This window comes from Novosphingobium sp. 18050 (assembly GCF_902706195.1).
Taxonomy (GTDB): Bacteria; Pseudomonadota; Alphaproteobacteria; order Sphingomonadales; family Sphingomonadaceae; genus Novosphingobium.
The window spans coordinates 106,284-121,808 of record NZ_CACSJO010000005.1 but is presented as its reverse complement, the minus strand read 5'-3'; the positions used below and the strand labels follow the sequence as shown (position 1 = coordinate 121,808).

The 15,525-nt window shown below is 63.8% G+C and carries 16 protein-coding genes and 1 tRNA gene; 9 read left to right on the top strand and 8 right to left on the bottom strand.

Features of this window, described 5'->3' with window-relative positions; all coding sequences use genetic code 11:
• Positions 1–15: 15 nt before the first annotated feature.
• From GVL61_RS07680 to GVL61_RS07645, 8 genes are all read left to right on the top strand, one after another.
• On the top strand, positions 16–1,557 hold the full coding sequence (locus GVL61_RS07680) for a hypothetical protein (RefSeq protein ID WP_200844911.1): 1,542 nt from the start codon (positions 16–18) through the stop codon (positions 1,555–1,557).
• A gap of 150 nt (positions 1,558–1,707) precedes the next feature.
• Positions 1,708–1,902 carry a preprotein translocase subunit SecE gene (secE, locus tag GVL61_RS07675; RefSeq protein ID WP_043976377.1) on the top strand — a complete coding sequence of 65 codons (195 nt, stop codon included), beginning with the start codon at positions 1,708–1,710 and terminating at the stop codon, positions 1,900–1,902.
• Positions 1,903–1,930: 28 nt separating this feature from the next.
• Entirely contained in the window at positions 1,931–2,467 is a 537-nt protein-coding gene (nusG, locus tag GVL61_RS07670; RefSeq protein WP_159978641.1) for a transcription termination/antitermination protein NusG, read from the top strand.
• Between the two features lie 149 nt (positions 2,468–2,616).
• Complete coding sequence (locus GVL61_RS07665) at positions 2,617–3,588, top strand: acyltransferase (protein ID WP_159978639.1); 972 nt, start codon at positions 2,617–2,619, stop codon at positions 3,586–3,588.
• The gene (locus tag GVL61_RS07660) at positions 3,585–4,664 is read left to right on the top strand and encodes an acyltransferase (RefSeq protein WP_159978637.1); all 1,080 of its coding nucleotides are present in this window, start codon (positions 3,585–3,587) and stop codon (positions 4,662–4,664) included. The genes GVL61_RS07665 and GVL61_RS07660 overlap by 4 nt, the downstream gene beginning before the upstream one ends.
• Before the next feature lie 165 nt (positions 4,665–4,829).
• Positions 4,830–5,261, top strand: a complete 432-nt coding sequence (gene rplK / locus GVL61_RS07655; RefSeq protein ID WP_159978635.1) for a 50S ribosomal protein L11 — start codon at positions 4,830–4,832, stop codon at positions 5,259–5,261.
• A gap of 4 nt (positions 5,262–5,265) precedes the next feature.
• Positions 5,266–5,967, top strand: coding sequence for a 50S ribosomal protein L1 (gene rplA / locus GVL61_RS07650; protein ID WP_159978633.1), 702 nt, complete (start codon positions 5,266–5,268; stop codon positions 5,965–5,967).
• A gap of 200 nt (positions 5,968–6,167) precedes the next feature.
• Positions 6,168–7,016, top strand: coding sequence for a TauD/TfdA family dioxygenase (locus tag GVL61_RS07645; RefSeq protein ID WP_159978631.1), 849 nt, complete (start codon positions 6,168–6,170; stop codon positions 7,014–7,016).
• Positions 7,017–7,060: 44 nt separating this feature from the next.
• On the opposite strand, the gene GVL61_RS07640 is transcribed toward GVL61_RS07645, so the two are convergent.
• From GVL61_RS07640 to rimO, 3 genes are all read right to left on the bottom strand, one after another.
• The gene (locus GVL61_RS07640) at positions 7,061–7,567 is read right to left on the bottom strand and encodes a hypothetical protein (protein WP_235037571.1); all 507 of its coding nucleotides are present in this window, start codon (positions 7,565–7,567) and stop codon (positions 7,061–7,063) included.
• Between the two features lie 34 nt (positions 7,568–7,601).
• Complete coding sequence (locus GVL61_RS07635; RefSeq protein ID WP_159978627.1) at positions 7,602–8,363, bottom strand: molybdopterin-binding protein; 762 nt, start codon at positions 8,361–8,363, stop codon at positions 7,602–7,604.
• 454 nt (positions 8,364–8,817) lie between these two features.
• Positions 8,818–10,200 carry a 30S ribosomal protein S12 methylthiotransferase RimO gene (gene rimO / locus GVL61_RS07630; protein WP_159978625.1) on the bottom strand — a complete coding sequence of 461 codons (1,383 nt, stop codon included), beginning with the start codon at positions 10,198–10,200 and terminating at the stop codon, positions 8,818–8,820.
• Positions 10,201–10,467: 267 nt separating this feature from the next.
• On the opposite strand from rimO, the gene GVL61_RS07625 reads away from it, so the two are divergent.
• Complete coding sequence (locus GVL61_RS07625) at positions 10,468–10,860, top strand: DUF1761 domain-containing protein (RefSeq protein ID WP_159978623.1); 393 nt, start codon at positions 10,468–10,470, stop codon at positions 10,858–10,860.
• Between the two features lie 19 nt (positions 10,861–10,879).
• On the opposite strand, the gene GVL61_RS07620 is transcribed toward GVL61_RS07625, so the two are convergent.
• From GVL61_RS07620 to GVL61_RS07600, 5 genes are all read right to left on the bottom strand, one after another.
• Positions 10,880–11,926, bottom strand: a complete 1,047-nt coding sequence (locus tag GVL61_RS07620) for a TrkA family potassium uptake protein (protein ID WP_159978621.1) — start codon at positions 11,924–11,926, stop codon at positions 10,880–10,882.
• Between the two features lie 5 nt (positions 11,927–11,931).
• Positions 11,932–13,053 (bottom strand): LysM peptidoglycan-binding domain-containing M23 family metallopeptidase, encoded by a 1,122-nt coding sequence (locus GVL61_RS07615; RefSeq protein ID WP_235037570.1) that lies wholly within the window; start codon positions 13,051–13,053, stop codon positions 11,932–11,934.
• Complete coding sequence (gene surE, locus GVL61_RS07610) at positions 13,050–13,826, bottom strand: 5'/3'-nucleotidase SurE (RefSeq protein ID WP_159978619.1); 777 nt, start codon at positions 13,824–13,826, stop codon at positions 13,050–13,052. The genes GVL61_RS07615 and surE overlap by 4 nt, the downstream gene beginning before the upstream one ends.
• A 173-nt stretch (positions 13,827–13,999) precedes the next feature.
• On the bottom strand, positions 14,000–15,280 hold the full coding sequence (serS, locus tag GVL61_RS07605) for a serine--tRNA ligase (RefSeq protein WP_159978617.1): 1,281 nt from the start codon (positions 15,278–15,280) through the stop codon (positions 14,000–14,002).
• A 112-nt stretch (positions 15,281–15,392) separates the two neighbouring features.
• Positions 15,393–15,467, bottom strand: a tRNA-Val gene (locus GVL61_RS07600).
• Positions 15,468–15,525: the final 58 nt, after the last annotated feature.

Here is a 15,525-nt window from a genome sequence, read left to right as displayed (position 1 = left end):
AAGATCCAGTCTCACATGCACGCCAGCGCGCATCCTGAAACGCAACTGGCCGGAACGGTCGCACCCGAAACGGGAACTGTAAGCGACAGCTATCGCCGCACCCGCCACGAGGCGGTGTGGATGGGCTTCGTGCTGTCCTGCCTGGCGATGCTGCCGGTGCTGCTGGCCTGGACCCCGCAGATGACCGACTATCCCTCGCATCTCGCAGGGTACAAGATCATGCTCGACCATGGGCACGATCCCTTCCTGACGCGCTATTTCCTGTTTAAATGGGAATTGACCGGGAACCTTGGTGCCGAACTGCTGATGGTGCCGCTCACCCCTCTGCTGGGGCTGGAAGAGGCGGGGCGCTTCATCGTCGCGATAATCCCTTTCCTCAGCGGCATGGCTATCATGGCGGTGGAATGGAGTCTCAGGAAGCGAATCGGCGTGGGCGCGATCCTTGCCTTCGCTATGATCTGGTCGCCTTCGCTGTTGATGGGCTTCCTCAACTATTCGCTCTCGCTCGCCTTCGCGCTCTTCGCTTTTGCGGGCTGGGTGCGGCTGGAGGGCTGGCGCTGGCGCTGGGCGGTGATGGTGCCGGTCAGCTTTGTGGTATGGATCTGCCACGTCTCGGGCTGGGGCGTGATGGGCGTGCTGATGTTCGGTTACGAATGGTCGCGCCGCCGCAGTTGGCTGGACTGGCGCCCGTTCCTCAAGCCCTGGCCGCTGATCTTCCCGCTGCTGCCGATGCTTCTGGGCATGGGCGCGAACGGCAAGATGTCCTACGGGCGCTGGGGTGTGCTCGAATACAAGTGGGGCATTCTCTACAAGTCGATGCGCAGCTACGATCAGGTGCTCGACATCACCAGTCTGTGCCTGGTGCTGGCGGTGGTGGCCGCAGCACTCGTGATCCGCCGTTTCGACGGACGGGTGGGCTGGGCGGCGCTGATTCTGCTGATTCTCACACTGATCGTGCCGCGTCAGATATTCGGCGGCGACTATGCCGATTACCGTCTCAGCACCGCAGCGTTGATGGTGGCCTGCATGGCCATCGACTGGCCGGTGCCGCGCTGGGGCCTTGCTCTTGCGGGGCTGCTGTTCAGTGTTCGCATCGCCGTCACCAGCGTGGTCTGGTTCCAGGACGGGCAGACCGCAAAGCAGTTGATTACCGCGCTCGACCACGTGCCCGAGGGGTCGCGGGTGGCGACCGCGGTGGCGATCCCGCGTACGCAGTGGCTGTTCGGCCCATTCGAACATTTCGGCAGTTTCGCGGTCGTGCGCCGCAGCGCGATGGAGAATTCCAACTTCGCGCTGCCCGACGTCCATATGCTTTCGATGCGTGAGACGCGCTATCGCTTCAACGATCCAACACAGCGGATTCTCTACTCGCCGAGCCAGCGGATCGACCTGCGCAAGTTCAAGCCCGCGCGCCATGCGGACTACCTCTGGTTCATCGGCACGAAGATGCCCGTGGCGATACCCGAGGGGGCCCGAATCGTTTATGCGACGCCGAACTCGTTCCTCGCGCGGCTTCCGAATGCGGTGGACCTTGCAAATCCGGCAGACGGAAGCTAAGTCCCCGTTTCCTTCCGACAAGCGGACCTCACTAGCCCCTCCCGGCCCCGGCCGGGGCGGCGATGGCCCCTAGCCGGAAGACACGAGACATTTTTCCGCGCCCGGCATCTCGTCGGGCATCAGGCAAGTGACACGAGAGAGCGACGTAAGATGGCCAAGACTACCCCCGGCGAATTCATGCGCCAGGTCCAGGCGGAAGCGCGCAAGATCCATTGGCCGTCGCGCCAGGAGACGGTGACGACGGCGATCTTCGTCGGCATCATGACGGTGCTTCTCGCTGTGTTCTTCCTGGGTATCGACGCGCTGTTCGGTTGGATCGTCAGCTCGCTGCTGTCGGCCCTGTGATCGCGATTTAGGACACGAAGAGACAACCATGGCCCGCTGGTACATCATCCACGCTTATTCCGGCTTCGAGAACAAGGTGAAGGAATCCATCCTCTCGGAAGCCGAGCGGATGGGTCTCTCGCAGCTCGTCGAGGACGTGCAGGTTCCCGCCGAGACGATCACCGAAGTGAAGCGCGGCAAGAAGGTCCAGGTCGAGCGCAAAACCATGCCCGGCTACGTGCTTGCCAAGCTGCACCTCAACGACGACGTCTACCACCTTGTGAAGAACACCCCCAAGGTGACCGGCTTCCTCGGTTCCAGCGGCAAGCCGCAGGCGATCAGCGAGAACGAGGCCAAGCGCTACTTCGGCGCTGCCGAACTCGCCGCCGCCGCACCGAAGAAGACGATCAGCATCGACTACGAGATCGGCGATTCGGTGAAGGTCCTCGACGGTCCCTTCGCCAGCTTCAACGGCATCGTGGAAGAACTCGACTTCGACAAGAACCGCGTCAAGGTGGCCGTGTCGATCTTCGGCCGCGCCACGCCGGTCGAGCTTGAGTTCGAGCACGTCGAACTCAGCAAGTAATTTGTCCAGACAACGGGGGCGGCTTCGGCTGTCCCTCGCAACACAAGAACACCCCGCAGGCACCCAGCCTGCGGGGTGTTCTTGTGTTGGCCGTGGTGAGCGATAATTAACCAATCGCCGTCATGACGAAGTGCATGAACAGGGGGCGATTGGACGGACTGGACGGTTTGCGCGGCATCGCCGCCCTCTGCGTGTTTTTGACGCACGTCTTTCCGAAAGTGAACAGCTGCGCCTACCTTGGCGTCGACTTCTTCTTCATGCTGAGCGGATACGTGATGGCGCGAAGCTATGAGGCCGCTCTGCTCGACCCGGGAATGGGCGAGGGCGAGCGGTGGGCCGCAAGCCGGGCATTTCTGGGCGCGCGCGTGCGGCGACTGTGCCCAACCATCTTTCTATGCGGTCTTTTCGGCATGCCTTGGGTTCTGATGCAGCCCGAGAGCGTCAACCCTGTCTACGTTGCTGCGTGTCTGGTTTTCCCGTGGGTGCTGAGCCTGCCGGTCTGGTCAATTGGCGGCGAGCTGTTCGCCAACCTTACCCATTCCACTGTCTTGGTGCGCCTCGAGACGCGCCAACTGGCATTGCTGATCGTATCGCTTTTTGCAGGGCTGGCGTTGTTGGTGGTTCGGGACGGAAGCATCGGGGTGATGAACGGCCAAACCGGCTGGGCGGCGGTCGCCTTGCGCACATTAGTGCCCTACGGGGCGGGCATCATTCTCTATCGCACTTGGCGCGACGTGCCCCCGCTTGCCGTTGGGCCGGTTTTCACCTGGGCAGCAATGCCGGTGTTCATCGCTCTGGCCTCGCTGCTGCCTGAAGGGCGCGGGCTGTCAGATCTGGTTTTCGTTCTCGTGCTCTGCCCGCTGCTGATCGCAGGAGGGCTGACCAACGGGCGGGGCAGCCGTCTGGCGCGCGGGGCAGGGGCCTTTTCCTTCCCGCTTTACGCCGCACACGCTCCGGCGCTCCTGAGCTTGCAGGCCTTTGGCTTGGGCTGGGAATGGCAGATGGTCGGAGGCCTGTGCGCAGGCGGGCTGGTTTGGGCGATATCGGACCGTGCGGGGCGGCGCGCGCACCATTCGCGCCGTGAAAATAGATACCTGACGGCCAGGCGGGAGGCAGCATGACCGTGCAACCAGATGCCGCCCCGCAACCTGAAGGCAAGGTAACCCGCATTGCCTCGCTCGACGGCCTTCGCGGCATTGCTGCCTGCGGCGTCGCTTTCTTCTATCATCCATTGCTCGAATTCGATCCTGGCATCATGGATCATGTCCCCGGCGCAGTGCTCTGGCTGCGAAACTGGGGCTGGACGTTCGTCGACCTGTTCTTCCTGATTTCGGGCTACATCTTCGCGCATGTATACCTGCAGGGCGCGCCGCTCGAGCGGGGGCGGATCGGAGATTTCGCGGTGGCACGCCTCGCCCGGCTCTATCCGCTGCACCTCGTGACCCTGTTGGCCTGCGCCCTGCTGTTCGTCGGGGCGACCGACAACACCTGGTATGCCTTCGTAGCGCATCTCTTTATCATGCAGGCTTTCGTCGAGCCGGTGACGCATACATTCAACGGGCCAAGCTGGTCGATTTCGGTCGAGGTGGTCTGCTATGCCGTTTTCGTGCTGGGCGCGGTGCGGGGCGACAAGGTGCTGCGGATCGTCACGGCGGCCGCGATCCTTGTCGCGCTCGCCCACTTTGCAGTGCAGGGGCGGCCCGGCGGTCCGTGGACCGGCGACAGCGTTCCGCGCGGCCTCCTTGGCTTCTTCACGGGCCAAGTGCTGTGGAGATGCCGCGCCGGACTGGCGAGGGTGCCGACCGCAGTCTTCTCGCTCGTCCTGATTGTCGGCCTGAGCATCGACATGGGCAGGGCCAGTTCGCTGCCGCCGATCTCGCTGCTGGCTTGGCCGGCGGCGCTTTGCCTCGCGCTGCGGACACCGATGTTGGGCGGCCGCCTGTTCCTGTGGCTGGGCGACCGTAGCTATGCAGTATATCTGATCCATTTCCCGGTTCTGATCGCTGTTATTCCCCTGCTGCACTCGGCAGGTGCGGGATGGCAGGCCAGCGGCATCACGCTGGCCTATGCCGCCATCGTCCTGGCTCTGAGCGAACTGGTCTACCGCCGTTTCGAAGTACCCTCGCGCCGGGCCATACGGGCGGGATGGGAGCGCCGGTCCAAGGCGAAATCGGCGCGCGGCGTCAGTCCCGCCTGAACGCCCTTTCCTTTTATCGGCGTTTCGTTTAGGGGCGCCCCCTTCGGACCGGCCTCGTGCCGGTGTGATTCCCTCGCGGGAGGGCGGCTGGTTCGCCCGTCATAACCGCTAGGCATGAGCGTTCCCGGGTCTCGGGGACGCGATAGTGTGAAAAGGAGCGGCCTCATGGCCAAGAAGATTACTGGTTACATCAAGCTGCAGGTTCCGGCCGGCAAGGCCAACCCGTCGCCGCCGATCGGCCCGGCGCTGGGTCAGCGCGGCGTGAACATCATGGAATTCTGCAAGGCGTTCAACGCCGCTACGCAGGAACTCGAGAACGGCATGCCGATCCCGACCATCATCACCGTCTACGCGGATCGCAGCTTCACCTTCATCACGAAGACGCCGCCCGCCACGTTCCTGATCAAGAAGGCCGCCGGCCTGAAGTCGGGTTCGAAGGAGCCGGGCAAGGTGTCTGCCGGAACGATCAAGATGTCGCAGCTGGCCGAGATCGCCCAGGTGAAGATGGCCGACCTCAATGCCAACGACATTGACGCGGCAACGAAGATCATTGCAGGCTCCGCTCGCGCGATGGGCCTCCAGGTTGTGGAGGGCTGATTTCATGACCAAGATTTCCAAGAAGCAGAAGTCGCTGACCGAAAAGCTGGGCGACAACATGAAGCTCTACGCCGTTGGCGAAGCGCTTCAGGCCCTGCGTGACCTCAAGACCACCAAGTTCGACGAGACCATCGAAGTCGCGCTGAACCTGGGTGTCGATCCGCGCCACGCCGACCAGATGGTCCGCGGCATGGTTTCGCTTCCCGCCGGTACCGGCAAGGAAGTTCGCGTCGCCGTGTTCGCCAAGGGCGACAAGGCTGCCGAGGCTCTCGCAGCCGGTGCCGACAAGGTTGGCGCTGAAGACCTCATGGAAGACATGCAGGCCGGCAACCTCAACTACGACCGCGTCATTGCCACCCCGGACATGATGGGCGTCGTGGGCCGTCTCGGTAAGCTGCTGGGTCCCAAGGGCCTGATGCCGAACCCGAAGCTCGGCACGGTCACCCCGAACGTGACGCAGGCCGTGAAGGACGCCAAGGGCGGCCAGATCGAGTTCCGCGTTGAGAAGCAGGGCATCATCCACGCCGGCATCGGCAAGATGTCGTTCTCGGATGAAGACCTGACGAAGAACTTCTCGGCATTCGTCGAGGCGATCGTCAAGGCCAAGCCGTCGGGCGCCAAGGGCAAGTACCTGCGCAAGATCTCGATGTCGTCGTCGATGGGCCCGGGCCTGAAGATCGACACCACCGAGGTTACCGGCGCCTGATCCTTCAGGACCGCTGAACAGATTGAGGGCCGGGAGGGGAAACCTTCCCGGCCCTTTTCTTTTGCGCGTGAAGCCTAACCGGATGCGCCATCCTTTCACGCCCTTGCGATCCCGCGCCCCCGACCGTTTACGCTTGTGAAATTTCGGTGTAATGCGATGCTGTACACATGTTCAGCAATACCTCCGGGAGAGGCGGCCAAATGGCTATTCGTTTCGAAGACATCAAGGAATTCATCGGCTCGCGGGTACTTTGGGACGACCGCGCCGACCTGTTCACGCCCGAGGCTGCGAAGCTGATTCGCGCGAAGGTTGAGGAGCGCACCGTGCTCGTCTTCCCGCAGGTGAACCTGACCGATGCCGAACAGCTCGCCATCACCGATGCAATGGGCGAAAAGGTCCGCCTGACGGCCCGCAACAACGTCCAGAGCACGGATGCGGACGTTTACCAGGTCACCCTCGACGAGAAGATCAACCCGCAGCCCGAATACGTGCTGGGGACGTTCTTCTGGCACATGGACGGCATCACCGTGGACATGCCGCCCCCCTTCGCAACGCTGTTGTCCTGCCGCATCGCGCCGGACAAGGGCGGTGAGACCGAGTTTGCCAGCACTTACGCTGCTTACGAAGGTCTGCCCGATGAGGAGAAGGCGGCGCTTGAGGGGCTGAAGGCAGTCCATTCGGTGCGCGCCAGCCTCTCGCCGATCGCCGACGCCATTCCGGAAAAGCACCGTGAGCGGGTGCTGGGCATTGGTCTCATCAAGGAACATCCGCTGGTCTGGACACACGAATCGGGCCGCAAGTCTATGGTCGTGGGCACTACTGCCGATCACATCGTGGGCATGGAGGTGCCCGCAGGGCGCGCGATGCTAATCCGTCTTCAGGAATGGGCGGCGCAGCCTGCGTTCTCGCTGCGGCACAAGTGGACCCAGGGCGACTTCGTGATCTGGGACAACACCGGGGCGATGCACCGTGCGATCCCATACGACAAGTCGACGGGACGGATGATGCACCGCACGTCGATTGCCGGAACGGAAGCCGTCGCCGCCTGATCTTCGCGTCGTCCCGGATCGAATTCGGGGCGGCGCTGCTTGCCTTAGCGGAGCGGCGCGAGGTTGGCCGCCGTGTAACATTCCACGAGATAGGCGAGCGGGCGCCCATCGGGCAGCACCAGCATCGCCTGATGGGTGGAGATCGTGTCCGCCGGGCAGTTCTCCGCTGGGCCTGCGACCATCGAGAGAGACTTGCGCCGGAAGCCGAGCGGCGCGACCACTTTGCCGAAAGGCGCATCGCTGCGTGCCAGCGCCTCGTTCATCGGCGCGGTGAGGCGGGAGGGGACATACCAGTTCCACGCCACTGACAGCACGGCGCCGCCGCAGCTAAGCCTGACATTACGCAGTGCAAACGCCTCATCCGAGGCAATGCCGAGAGCCTCATGGAGATTCGCGGGGAGGGCAGCGTTTGTTTGGGCCAGCGTCTGCGCGGTCACGCGCGCCGGATAAGCCAGTCCGCGTATCGTGCACCATTCCTCCAGCGCCAGCGTTGCACTGTCATGCCGGCGCAGGGTCGCTTCGAAGTCCGCGAGTGTCGGGGTAGCAGTCATGGTGCTGGCCATTGCCGCAAGACCAAGCAGCAGCTCAGATGCCACCCGGCACTGCCGACTTGCCGATCGCGGCCAGCCCGTCGACAAGCGCGCGGCTGCATGCGGCAAGGTCTTCGGCGCTGACCGAACGGATCACGAAGTTGGCGCCGGTGCGCCCTTCTGCCCAGAACGGGTAGGAGCCGATCTGGCAGGTGGTGAAGGCCTTCTCGGTATCGCCGAGCAGTTGCGCTACTTCGCTTTCGCCCACCCAGCAGCCGACAGTCTCGGACAGGAGCGGTGCGCCGCCTTCGAGCTGGCCGGAAAGGGCGTCGAGCATGCCCGCGGTGATGCTGGGCACGCCTGCCATGATGAAGACGTTGCCGCAGCGGATACCCGGTGCGCCGGTATAGCGGTTGGGGATAAGGCTTGCGCCTTCCGGAGTGCGCGCCATGCGTAGACGCGCATCGGTGAGGCCGCCGCGCGTCTCGTAGTAGGCTTCCAGGATCGCCCGCGCCTCGGGGTGGACGATGGCGGGCACGCCGAGAGCCTGGGCGATGGCGTCTACAGTGATATCGTCGTGGGTCGGGCCGATGCCGCCGGTGGTAAACAGATAGTCGTTACGCGCCCGCAGCGTGTTCACCGCTTCGACGATGGCGTCGGGCTCATCGGCCACTACGCGGACCTCTTTCAGGCGGATGCCCTGGATCTGCAGCCAGGTGGCGATCTGGGCGATGTTCTTGTCGTGGGTGCGTCCCGACAGGATTTCGTCGCCGATGACGACGAGGGCGGCGGTGAAGATTCGCTGCGTAGGGGCCATGCCGCATCGCTAGGGCAATTGGACGCCTACGGCTAGTGCGGCAGGCTGCATTGCAGCGCCGAAGGCTGACGAAAGGGCCGGTGGAGCGCCCAAAAAGAAAGGGCCGGTCCGAAGACCAGCCCTGAGAAGTTTTGGGAGAGGATGCCTGAAAGGCGAGTTCTTTATGTCTCAAGGGCGGCTATGCTGCAAATGCGAAAAACTTTAGCAATATTGCATATAATGCAACCATATAATCGCATGGGCGAAGCGCACGGCAGAGGTTTCGCGAGACGCTCAGCGCGCCTTCGCGAGTGCAAAAAAGAAAGGGCCGGTCCGAAGACCAGCCCTATGAAAGTTTTGGGAGAGGATGCCTGAAAGGCCCGATCCGTATGCTGGGAATCGATGATTCCCGCAAATGTGAAAACCTTTACGCTGGTTGCAAGGAGTGCAACTAAGCGGCGTTCAGCGAGACGGATCAGGCTTGGTCGATCACGCCGTAAAGGTCGTGCTCGTCGGCATCTTCAACAATAACTTCAACGATATCACCAACTTGCAGAGATCCGCCGACATCGCGGAGGAACACGTTGCCGTCGATCTCGGGGGCGTCGGCCTGCGAGCGGCCGGTTGCCCCAATGTCGCCTTCTTCGTCCGCATCGCCGATTTCGTCGATGATGACTTGCAGTTTGCGGCCCACCTTTGCCTGGAGCTTGGCCGCGCTGATCGCGGCGGTCTTCTCCATGATACGGGCGTAACGCTCTTCCTTGACCTCTTCCGGCACGGCGCCGGGCAAAGTATTAGCGGCAGCGCCTTCCACTTGCTCAAAGCGAAACGCTCCGACACGATCGAGTTGCGCTTCCTCAAGCCAGTCGAGCAGATATTCGAAATCCGCCTCGGTTTCGCCGGGGAAACCGACCACGAAGCTGGAGCGGATCGCGATGTCCGGGCAGATTTCGCGCCAGTTGCGCAGGCGTCCGAGCACCTTTGCCTCGTTGGCAGGGCGCTTCATGGCCTTGAGCACCGAAGGCGCGGCATGTTGGAATGGGATATCGAGGTACGGCGTCAGCAGCCCTTCCGCCATCAGCGGGATCACCGCATCGACGTGAGGGTAGGGATAGACGTAATGCATGCGCACCCACGGGCGGCGACCTTGCGAATCGGCAAGCTGGCCCAGTTCGCGCGCAAGGTCGGTCATGTGGGTGCGGACGGAGTGGTCCTTCCACATGCGCTCCTCATGGCGCACGTCGACGCCGTAGGCGGAGGTGTCCTGGCTGATGACCAGGAGTTCTCGGGTGCCGGCCTGGACCAGTTTCTCCGCTTCGCGAAGCACGGCATCGATGCGCCGGCTTGCCAGCTTTCCGCGAAGGCTGGGGATGATGCAGAAGGAGCAGGCGTGGTTGCAGCCCTCCGAAATCTTCAGGTAGCTGTAGTGGCGCGGCGTCAGCTTCACGCCCGCTTCGTCATAGGCATGCGGGATCAGGTCGAGGTAAGGTGACAGTTCAGGCGGCGCAGCCTCGTGGACGGCCTCTACGACCGCCTCGTACTGATGCGCGCCGGTGACGGCCAGGACCTGCGGGAACTTGGCGCGAATGACATCGGCCTCGTTGCCCATACAGCCGGTCACGATGACACGTCCGTTTTCGGCGATCGCCTCGCCGATGGCGGCAAGGCTTTCCTCCTTGGCGGAATCAAGGAAACCGCAGGTGTTGACGAGGACCACGTCAGCGCCGGAATAATCCGCGCTCATGGTGTAGCCGTCGGCACGCAGGCGCGTGAGGATACGCTCGGAATCAACGAGCGCCTTGGGGCAGCCGAGGCTGACCATGCCGACCTTGGGCGGATTGGGGATTTCTATTGCCATGGGATTGGCGCGGCCGATACTCTCATTAGACGCGCGAGTCACGAAAAACGAATCGCCAGCTTGAAGTCTCCCACCAAATCCCTGTCGTCGCTGGCTTGGTGAAGCCGCCCGGGGAGCGGCAGGGGGCGCTGCCAGGCGGCTTCGCCAGACCCGCGATGATGAAGTGTTGTGTCGACGGGGTATGTTGCAAAGACCCGGCGTCGCGCGCTTGCGTATCCCTTCATGGCCTGCAAGACAGGTCACTATTGAACAAAAAGGGAAGATGCGATGGGTCCTGTGAACTGGCTGGCGGTGGTGCTTGCCGCCGCACTCGCGCTGGCGATCGGGATCGTGTGGAACGGCCCGCTGTTTCGTAGCGGGCGCCAGCTCATCTCCGGCAACGCCGAGCGAACCAGCGGTTTTGTGATCGCGGGGGTCGTTTTGCTGATCAGTTCGATCATGCTCGGCCACAATTTTGCACGGATCGGCGCCGAGACGCTGGCGATCAAGCCGTGGCTCTATTTCATGCAGACGGGCGGCGTCGCGATCGCCTTCGTCATTCCTTCAGTATGGTTGACGCACCTGCGCAATCGCACCGAGCCGATGCGCCGCGTGATCGACTGCCTGTTCTGGCTGGTAGCCTACCTTGCCATGGGCCTGGTGTTCTGGATTATGGCCTGAGACAATAACCGCGGAGCGATCAGCCCGGCGAGGCTTCCTTGATGCAGGTGGCAGCGATCTCGACGATGATATCACCCGGCTCCAGGCTATGCGCCTCGGCCTCCCAGAAACCGATTGCCGTGTCGCCGCGATAGATTCGTAGGCCCTTGCCGGTTGGAATCTGATCCAGCGGCTTGCCGATCTCGCCGGCGGTGACCGGGCGTTCAATGAGCTGGACGCGCCCGCCCACTGAGGCGAGGTCGGACATATATTCGGCGATGTGCTGGCCTTCCGCCGATCCCGCCAACAGCAGTCCGGTGAAGCGCACCGGGTTGATCACGTTGTCGGCCCCGGCCTGCCGCGCGAGGAGTTCGTTGTCGTCCGCGCGGACGACCGCAGTGATCGGCACGCCCGGCGCCACGTGGCGCGCGGTGAGGACGATCAGAATCGTCGTATCGTCGCGCCCGGCGGAGATCAGGATCGAGCGGGCGAGATCGATGCGCACTGCCGCCAGAGTCTCGTCGCGGGTGGCATCACCTTCCAGCACGTTGCAGCCAGCCTGCTCGGCCAGCCGGAGCCGCGCCGACGAGGGGTCGACAACGACGATGTCCGAGGGGTCTGTGCCGCGGTCGATCAGTTCCTGCACGGCTTCCGAGCCGCTGACGCCGTAGCCCAGCACGACGATATGGTCGGCCAGGCGTTCCTGGATGCGCTTCATGCGCCACGTCTCCCAGCTACGCTTGATGATGAAGTTATAGGCGGTGCCCACGAAGATGAAAATCACCGCGAATCGGATAGGCGTGACGATCACCGCCTCGATCAGCCGCGATTTGTCGCTCACCGGGGCGATGTCGCCAAAGCCCGTCGTGGTGATCGAGATCATCGTGAAATAGAACACGTCGAGGAAGCTGACCGTGCCGTCGTGCGTGTCCTTGAGACCGTCGCGGTCGATCCAGTGGATGATGACCACGAAGAACACGAGGGCGAACGCGGCGCCCAGCCGGAGCGCGACGTCGGCCCAAACCGGCAGGGCTACCGCGCGGCGCAGTGGCTTTGTCAGAGCGAGGGGCGGGCGCCTTTTGCTCATGCGGCTCAGGGCGACTTGGGAAGTTCGCCCAGCGGATCGACCGGCTTGCCGTCCTGGCGGACTTCGAAATGCAGTTCGCTACCCTTGGCGAGGCCGGTGTCGCCGACCAGCCCGACGCGTTCACCGGCGGCGACCTTGGCGCCTTCCTTGACCGTCACGCGGCTGAGGAAGCCATAGGCGGTGAACCAGCCGTCGCCGTGGTCGAGCACGACGAGGTTGCCGAACTGGCTCTTTTCCTTGCCCGCGAACGTGACGGTTCCGGCGGCCGCGGCGCGCACCATCGCGCCCTTGGGGGCGGTGATGTCGACGCCGTCGTGATAGTCGCTGCCGCTGGCATAGCCGCGTCGCACCGGACCTGACAGCGGCCAGGCGAAGCGCGCGGGCCGCGAAGATACGGGTGCGGCGGCCGGCCTGGGCGCAGGCGACAGGGTTTTCGCGCCGATGCCAGGCGGATCGAGCAGGGTCGGGATCAGCAGGTTCTGACCGACTTTGACCGGCGCGTTCGCGTCGAGATTGTTAGCCAGCGCGATCTGTTCCCACGGCACTGCGTAGTCGAGCGAGATCGAGAAGCCGGTGTCGCCGTTCTTCACTTCGTGGCGGCGGGTGCGCGGGATGCGCAGGGTCTGGCCGACGCGCACGTCGAACGGTGCCTGCAGCCCGTTGGCCTCGATGATGAGGACGCGCGGCACCTTGGCGCGCGCGGCGATGCCGCCCAGCGTCTCACCTTCGCCGACCTTGTGCGAGGTTTCGGTCTCGGGGCTGCCAGACGGCTGGCGCGCTTCGATCACGCGGGCGGCGGTCTTCTCGGCCTTTTTCGCGGAAAGTTCGGCGCTGGGCACGGAGGGTGTGGGCTTGGGCGTTGGCTTGGGGGAGGGCTTTGCCGTGGCCGGCTTTGCGGCGACTTTCGCCGCGCGCGGAATCGTCAGCTTCTGGCCGAGGCGCACGACGTAGGGCTCTTTCAAGCCGTTGGCCTTGGCGATTGCCGTGGCCGATACTCCCGCGCGGTTGGCGATACCGCCCAGCGTTTCGCCTGCCTTGACGACGTGGGCGCTCTCTTCTTCGGGCGAAGCTGCGTAGGCGGGGGCGCTCATCAGCAGAGCGCCGGCGGCGAGAAGTGTGCGGCTCACTGGCTGGAGCTTTGGCCGTAACGCTGCGCGATCGATGCCAGCGAGGCATCGTGGGTGAGGTCGAGTTGCAGCGGCGTCACCGCAACATAGCCTTCTGCGATGGCTTCGAGGTCGGTGTTGTGGCCGGGTGTATGTTCGATCCCGTGCAGGCCGAACCAGAAATAGGGGAAGCCGCGAGGGTCCATCCCTTCTACCACCGAACCGCGCGCATAGTCGTGGAAGCCCTGGCGCACCACGCGGATGCCCTTGACCTCGTCCGGGGCGAGCGCGGGGAAGTTGACGTTGACCAGCGTGCGCGGCGCGAAAGGTTGGTCCAGCAGCGGGCGCAGCACTTTGGCGCCCCATGCCTCGGCGGCGGCGAAGCTGACTGCGTCGCCCTGGCCTTCCTTCGAATAGACCTGGCTCATGGCGATCGAGCGTATGCCCGCCAGCGCGCCTTCCAGCGCGGCCGATACGGTGCCCGAATACGTCACGTCATCGCCGAGGTTGGCACCGCGATTGACGCCTGAGAGGATAAGGTCCGGCGGTCCGGGCATGGCTTTGCGCAGCGCCATCGTCACCGAATCGGTCGGCGTGCCGGTTACCGAGAAGCGGCGCTCGGCGTGCTGGCGCATACGAACAGGGCGGGTGAGGGTGAGCGAGTGGCCCGCACCCGACTGTTCCTCGCTCGGCGCGCAGATCCAGATGTCGTCGGAAAGCTGGGCGGCGATCTTCTCCAGCACATAGAGGCCGGGAGCGTTGATGCCGTCGTCGTTGGTGAGGAGGATGCGCATGACTTGCCTTTAACCATAACCGCTTGGGCCCGGCTACTGAAAGACGGCCGCCACGTTGAAATAGACCCTTCGAGAGGCTGAGCATGATGCTTCGACAAGCTCAGCATGAGCGGGAGTAGCGTAATACCCTCTCAAAACCGCTCATGCTGAGCTTGTCGAAGCCCCGCCCGTATCTACCCCAGCGCTTCCAGTTTCTCGATGCCGCCCATCCAGGGCTTCAGCACTTCGGGCACCATGACCGAGCCGTCTTCCTGCTGATAGTTCTCCAGCACCGCTACCAGCGTGCGCCCGACCGCAAGGCCCGAGCCGTTTAGAGTATGCACGAATTCGGTCTTCTTCGCGCCCTCGGGCTTGTAGCGCGCGTTCATACGGCGGCCCTGATAGTCGCCGCAGTTGGAGATCGAGCTGATCTCTCGGTAGGCCTGCTGGCCGGGCAGCCACACTTCAAGGTCGTAGGTGAGCCGCGCGGTGGCGCCCATGTCGCCGGCGCAGAGCAGCACCTTGCGATAGGGCAGGTCCAGCGCCTGCAGGATCGATTCGGCGGCAGCGACCATCTTCTCGTGCTCGCCTTCGCTTTCCTCGGGGCGGCAGATGGTGACGAGTTCCACCTTCTCGAACTGGTGCTGGCGGATGAACCCGCGCGTGTCGCGGCCCGCAGAGCCAGCCTCGGAGCGGAAGCACGGGGTCAGAGCCGTCATGCGCAGCGGCATTGCGGCCGCGTCGAGGATTTCGCCTGCCACTGCGTTGGTAAGGCTGACTTCGGCGGTGGGGATCAGCCAGCGGCCGTCCGTGGTGCGGAACAGGTCTTCCGAGAACTTCGGAAGCTGGCCGGTGCCGTATACCGCTTCATCGCGGACCAGCAGCGGCACGTTGCATTCCATGAAGCCGTTAGTGGCCGTCTGCGTATCCAGCATGAACTGCGCCAGTGCGCGGTGCAGGCGCGCCATCTGGCCTTTGAGGAAGGTGAAACGCGCGCCCGAAAGCTTGGCGCCGGTCTCGAAATCGAGGCCGAGCGCGGGGCCGATATCGGCATGTTCCCTGGGCGTGAAGGCGAAGGTGCCGGGTGTGCCCCACTTTAGCACTTCCACGTTCTGCGTCTCGTCTTCGCCGTCAGGCACTTCGGCGACCGGAATGTTGGGCAGGCCGGCCAGCGCATCCTGCAACTGTGCGGCGACATCCTTCTCCTCGGCTTCGAGTGCGGGGAGGGTGTCCTTCAACTGGGCTACTTCGGCCTTGAGCGCGTCGGCGGCGGCGGTGTCGCCCTGGCCCATGGCCTTGCCGATTGCCTTGGATGCCTCGTTCCGCCGGTTCTGGCTTTCCTGCAGCCGCGTGGCGACCGAGCGGCGCTGCTCGTCCAGCGCGATGAGCCGGTCGGAGACAGGTTCCACGCCGCGGCGCGCGAGGCCGGCGTCGAAGGTTTCGGGATTTTCGCGGATCTGGCGGATGTCATGCATGGTGAGCCGCCTATGCCGAACAGGCCAAGCGCTCGCAAGCCGCGAAGGAAATTATGCCGCCGATGTCGAGCTATCCGCCGATGGTCGAAAGGACCATCCTCGCCAGGGAGGATGGTGGGCGCGGCAGGGATTGAACCTGCGACCCCACCCGTGTGAAGGGTGTGCTCTACCACTGAGCTACGCGCCCGCTATCAGTGCGGAAGCGGCCCCCTAGACAACTGAGATCGAATTGACAAGCGCTGATC

What these genes read in the sequence shown, in the direction of transcription:
- GVL61_RS07680 (WP_200844911.1), top strand. Translation starts at nt 16, where the DNA reads ATGCACGCCAGCGCGCATCCTGAAACGCAACTGGCCGGAACGGTCGCA.
- secE (WP_043976377.1), top strand. Translation starts at nt 1,708, where the DNA reads ATGGCCAAGACTACCCCCGGCGAATTCATGCGCCAGGTCCAGGCGGAA.
- nusG (WP_159978641.1), top strand. Translation starts at nt 1,931, where the DNA reads ATGGCCCGCTGGTACATCATCCACGCTTATTCCGGCTTCGAGAACAAG.
- GVL61_RS07660 (WP_159978637.1), top strand. Translation starts at nt 3,585, where the DNA reads ATGACCGTGCAACCAGATGCCGCCCCGCAACCTGAAGGCAAGGTAACC.
- rplK (WP_159978635.1), top strand. Translation starts at nt 4,830, where the DNA reads ATGGCCAAGAAGATTACTGGTTACATCAAGCTGCAGGTTCCGGCCGGC.
- rplA (WP_159978633.1), top strand. Translation starts at nt 5,266, where the DNA reads ATGACCAAGATTTCCAAGAAGCAGAAGTCGCTGACCGAAAAGCTGGGC.
- GVL61_RS07645 (WP_159978631.1), top strand. Translation starts at nt 6,168, where the DNA reads ATGGCTATTCGTTTCGAAGACATCAAGGAATTCATCGGCTCGCGGGTA.
- GVL61_RS07640 (WP_235037571.1), bottom strand. Translation starts at nt 7,567, where the DNA reads ATGACTGCTACCCCGACACTCGCGGACTTCGAAGCGACCCTGCGCCGG.
- GVL61_RS07635 (WP_159978627.1), bottom strand. Translation starts at nt 8,363, where the DNA reads ATGGCCCCTACGCAGCGAATCTTCACCGCCGCCCTCGTCGTCATCGGC.
- rimO (WP_159978625.1), bottom strand. Translation starts at nt 10,200, where the DNA reads ATGGCAATAGAAATCCCCAATCCGCCCAAGGTCGGCATGGTCAGCCTC.
- GVL61_RS07625 (WP_159978623.1), top strand. Translation starts at nt 10,468, where the DNA reads ATGGGTCCTGTGAACTGGCTGGCGGTGGTGCTTGCCGCCGCACTCGCG.
- GVL61_RS07620 (WP_159978621.1), bottom strand. Translation starts at nt 11,926, where the DNA reads ATGAGCAAAAGGCGCCCGCCCCTCGCTCTGACAAAGCCACTGCGCCGC.
- surE (WP_159978619.1), bottom strand. Translation starts at nt 13,826, where the DNA reads ATGCGCATCCTCCTCACCAACGACGACGGCATCAACGCTCCCGGCCTC.
- serS (WP_159978617.1), bottom strand. Translation starts at nt 15,280, where the DNA reads ATGCATGACATCCGCCAGATCCGCGAAAATCCCGAAACCTTCGACGCC.